The 5,180-nt window shown below is 57.2% G+C and carries 2 rRNA genes; both read left to right on the top strand.

The features are described 5' to 3' along the window. Nucleotides 1–211 precede the first annotated feature (211 nt). A 16S ribosomal RNA gene (locus IE311_RS36425) occupies nt 212–1,737 on the top strand. 288 nt (nt 1,738–2,025) lie between these two features. After that, nucleotides 2,026–5,148 (top strand): 23S ribosomal RNA (locus tag IE311_RS36420). Together the 16S and 23S rRNA genes form the textbook arrangement of a ribosomal RNA operon. The last annotated feature ends 32 nt before the right edge of the window (nt 5,149–5,180 follow it).

The following is a 5,180-nucleotide window of genomic DNA, read 5'->3' as shown; positions in this document are numbered from 1 at the left end:
CCGTTCCTTGAGAACTCAACAGCGTGCCAAAAATCAACGCCAGATTAGTTGATACCCCGTCCATCTTCGGATGGCGAGGTTCCTTTGAAAGTCCTGCCGGCCCCTTGCGGGTTGGTGGGCAACATACACAGCGAGGACGCTGTGGACAGTCGGCCCTATTCCGGCCTGACTGTCCCGCTCAACGCGAGTGTCACCCGATTACGGGTAAACATTCACGGAGAGTTTGATCCTGGCTCAGGACGAACGCTGGCGGCGTGCTTAACACATGCAAGTCGAACGATGAAGCCCTTCGGGGTGGATTAGTGGCGAACGGGTGAGTAACACGTGGGCAATCTGCCCTTCACTCTGGGACAAGCCCTGGAAACGGGGTCTAATACCGGATAACACCGGCTTCCGCATGGGAGCTGGTTGAAAGCTCCGGCGGTGAAGGATGAGCCCGCGGCCTATCAGCTTGTTGGTGGGGTAATGGCCTACCAAGGCGACGACGGGTAGCCGGCCTGAGAGGGCGACCGGCCACACTGGGACTGAGACACGGCCCAGACTCCTACGGGAGGCAGCAGTGGGGAATATTGCACAATGGGCGAAAGCCTGATGCAGCGACGCCGCGTGAGGGATGACGGCCTTCGGGTTGTAAACCTCTTTCAGCAGGGAAGAAGCGAAAGTGACGGTACCTGCAGAAGAAGCGCCGGCTAACTACGTGCCAGCAGCCGCGGTAATACGTAGGGCGCAAGCGTTGTCCGGAATTATTGGGCGTAAAGAGCTCGTAGGCGGCTTGTCACGTCGGGTGTGAAAGCCCGGGGCTTAACCCCGGGTCTGCATCCGATACGGGCAGGCTAGAGTGTGGTAGGGGAGATCGGAATTCCTGGTGTAGCGGTGAAATGCGCAGATATCAGGAGGAACACCGGTGGCGAAGGCGGATCTCTGGGCCATTACTGACGCTGAGGAGCGAAAGCGTGGGGAGCGAACAGGATTAGATACCCTGGTAGTCCACGCCGTAAACGTTGGGAACTAGGTGTTGGCGACATTCCACGTCGTCGGTGCCGCAGCTAACGCATTAAGTTCCCCGCCTGGGGAGTACGGCCGCAAGGCTAAAACTCAAAGGAATTGACGGGGGCCCGCACAAGCAGCGGAGCATGTGGCTTAATTCGACGCAACGCGAAGAACCTTACCAAGGCTTGACATATACCGGAAAGCATTAGAGATAGTGCCCCCCTTGTGGTCGGTATACAGGTGGTGCATGGCTGTCGTCAGCTCGTGTCGTGAGATGTTGGGTTAAGTCCCGCAACGAGCGCAACCCTTGTCCTGTGTTGCCAGCATGCCCTTCGGGGTGATGGGGACTCACAGGAGACCGCCGGGGTCAACTCGGAGGAAGGTGGGGACGACGTCAAGTCATCATGCCCCTTATGTCTTGGGCTGCACACGTGCTACAATGGCCGGTACAAAGAGCTGCGATGCCGCGAGGCGGAGCGAATCTCAAAAAGCCGGTCTCAGTTCGGATTGGGGTCTGCAACTCGACCCCATGAAGTCGGAGTTGCTAGTAATCGCAGATCAGCATTGCTGCGGTGAATACGTTCCCGGGCCTTGTACACACCGCCCGTCACGTCACGAAAGTCGGTAACACCCGAAGCCGGTGGCCCAACCCCTTGTGGGAGGGAGCTGTCGAAGGTGGGACTGGCGATTGGGACGAAGTCGTAACAAGGTAGCCGTACCGGAAGGTGCGGCTGGATCACCTCCTTTCTAAGGAGCACAGTACCGATTGCAGACAAACGTTCTGCACGGTCAGCTCATGGGTGGAACGTTGATTAGTTGGCACGATCTCGAGGATCACTTCACCAGTACTGCTTCGGCGTGGAACGTGATGATGAACCGACGGGTCGTGCTTGGCACGTTGTTGGGTATCTGAGGGTACGGCCGTAAGGTTTGTATCTTCGCGATGCCGGCCCCAGTGAACTCACCTGCTTGTCGGGTGGGGTGATGGGTGGCTGGTCGTTGCTTGAGAACTACACAGTGGACGCGAGCATCTGTGGCCAAGTTTTTAAGGGCGCACGGTGGATGCCTTGGCACCAGGAACCGATGAAGGACGTGGGAGGCCACGATAGTCCCCGGGGAGCCGTCAACCAGGCTTTGATCCGGGGGTTTCCGAATGGGGAAACCCGGCAGTCGTCATGGGCTGTCACCCATGCCTGAACACATAGGGCATGTGGAGGGAACGAGGGGAAGTGAAACATCTCAGTACCCTCAGGAAGAGAAAACAACCGTGATTCCGGGAGTAGTGGCGAGCGAAACCGGATGAGGCCAAACCGTATGCGTGTGATACCCGGCAGGGGTTGCGCATGCGGGGTTGTGGGATCTCTCTTTCACAGTCTGCCGGCTGTGAGACGAGTCAGAAACCGTTGATGTAGGCGAAGGACATGCGAAAGGTCCGGCGTAGAGGGTAAGACCCCCGTAGCTGAAACATTGACGGCTCGTTTGAGAGACACCCAAGTAGCACGGGGCCCGAGAAATCCCGTGTGAATCTGGCGGGACCACCCGCTAAGCCTAAATATTCCCTGGTGACCGATAGCGGATAGTACCGTGAGGGAATGGTGAAAAGTACCGCGGGAGCGGAGTGAAATAGTACCTGAAACCGTGTGCCTACAAGCCGTGGGAGCGTCGCTCATTGAGTTTACTCAATGGGTCGTGACTGCGTGCCTTTTGAAGAATGAGCCTGCGAGTTTGCGGTGCGTTGCGAGGTTAACCCGTGTGGGGAAGCCGTAGCGAAAGCGAGTCCGAATAGGGCGATTCAGTAGCGCGCTCAAGACCCGAAGCGGAGTGATCTAGCCATGGGCAGGTTGAAGCGGAGGTAAGACTTCGTGGAGGACCGAACCCACCAGGGTTGAAAACCTGGGGGATGACCTGTGGTTAGGGGTGAAAGGCCAATCAAACTCCGTGATAGCTGGTTCTCCCCGAAATGCATTTAGGTGCAGCGTCGTGTGTTTCTTGCCGGAGGTAGAGCACTGGATAGGCGATGGGCCCTACCGGGTTACTGACCTTAGCCAAACTCCGAATGCCGGTAAGTGAGAGCACGGCAGTGAGACTGTGGGGGATAAGCTCCATGGTCGAGAGGGAAACAGCCCAGAGCATCGACTAAGGCCCCTAAGCGTACGCTAAGTGGGAAAGGATGTGGAGTCGCAGAGACAACCAGGAGGTTGGCTTAGAAGCAGCCACCCTTGAAAGAGTGCGTAATAGCTCACTGGTCAAGTGATTCCGCGCCGACAATGTAGCGGGGCTCAAGCGTACCGCCGAAGTCGTGTCATTGCAGCAATAGGGCCAACGCCCGCTGTGATGGGTAGGGGAGCGTCGTGTGCCGGGTGAAGCAGCCGCGGAAGCGAGTTGTGGACGGTTCACGAGTGAGAATGCAGGCATGAGTAGCGATACACACGTGAGAAACGTGTGCGCCGATTGACTAAGGGTTCCTGGGTCAAGCTGATCTGCCCAGGGTAAGTCGGGACCTAAGGCGAGGCCGACAGGCGTAGTCGATGGACAACCGGTTGATATTCCGGTACCCGCTTTGAAACGCCCAATATCGAGCCCATTAATGCTAAGGCCGTGAAGCCGTTCCGGACCCTTCGGGGAAAGGAAAGTGGTGGAGCCGTCGACCCAAGGTGGTAGTAGGTAAGCGATGGGGTGACGCAGGAAGGTAGTCCAACCCGGGCGGTGGTAGTCCCGGGGTAAGGGTGTAGGGCGTTGTCCAGGTAAATCCGGACAGCACATAGCCTGAGACCTGATGCCGAGCCGATTGTGGTGAAGTGGATGATCCTATGCTGTCGAGAAAAGCCTCTAGCGAGTTTCATGGCGGCCCGTACCCTAAACCGACTCAGGTGGTCAGGTAGAGAATACCGAGGCGTTCGGGTGAACTATGGTTAAGGAACTCGGCAAAATGCCCCCGTAACTTCGGGAGAAGGGGGGCCACGTCTGGTGATCGGATTTACTCCGTGAGCTGGGGGTGGCCGCAGAGACCAGCGAGAAGCGACTGTTTACTAAAAACACAGGTCCGTGCGAAGCCGTAAGGCGATGTATACGGACTGACGCCTGCCCGGTGCTGGAACGTTAAGGGGACCGGTTAGTGACCTTTCGGGGTTGCGAAGCTGAGAACTTAAGCGCCAGTAAACGGCGGTGGTAACTATAACCATCCTAAGGTAGCGAAATTCCTTGTCGGGTAAGTTCCGACCTGCACGAATGGCGTAACGACTTCTCGACTGTCTCAACCATAGGCCCGGTGAAATTGCACTACGAGTAAAGATGCTCGTTTCGCGCAGCAGGACGGAAAGACCCCGGGACCTTTACTACAGTTTGATATTGGTGTTCGGTTCGGCTTGTGTAGGATAGGTGGGAGACTTTGAAGCCGTGACGCCAGTCATGGTGGAGTCGCCGTTGAAATACCACTCTGGTCGTGCTGGATGTCTAACCTCGGTCCGTGATCCGGATCAGGGACAGTGTCTGATGGGTAGTTTAACTGGGGCGGTTGCCTCCCAAAGGGTAACGGAGGCGCCCAAAGGTTCCCTCAGCCTGGTTGGCAATCAGGTGTTGAGTGTAAGTGCACAAGGGAGCTTGACTGTGAGACCGACGGGTCGAGCAGGGACGAAAGTCGGGACTAGTGATCCGGCGGTGGCTTGTGGAAGCGCCGTCGCTCAACGGATAAAAGGTACCCCGGGGATAACAGGCTGATCTTCCCCAAGAGTCCATATCGACGGGATGGTTTGGCACCTCGATGTCGGCTCGTCGCATCCTGGGGCTGGAGTCGGTCCCAAGGGTTGGGCTGTTCGCCCATTAAAGCGGTACGCGAGCTGGGTTTAGAACGTCGTGAGACAGTTCGGTCCCTATCCGCTGCGCGCGCAGGAATATTGAGAAGGGCTGTCCCTAGTACGAGAGGACCGGGACGGACGAACCTCTGGTGTGCCAGTTGTCCTGCCAAGGGCATGGCTGGTTGGCTACGTTCGGGAGGGATAACCGCTGAAAGCATCTAAGCGGGAAGCCTGCTTCAAGATGAGTATTCCCACCTCCTTGAGAGGGTAAGGCTCCCAGTAGACGACTGGGTTGATAGGCCGGATGTGGAAGCCCAGTAATGGGTGGAGCTGACCGGTACTAATAGGCCGAGGGCTTGTCCTCAGTTGCTCGCGTCCACTGTGTTAGTTCTGAAG

The sequence above is a fragment of the Streptomyces zaomyceticus genome (assembly GCF_014656215.1).
Taxonomy (GTDB): domain Bacteria; phylum Actinomycetota; class Actinomycetes; order Streptomycetales; family Streptomycetaceae; genus Streptomyces; species Streptomyces zaomyceticus.
This window is presented reverse-complemented; position numbering and strand designations above follow the sequence as displayed.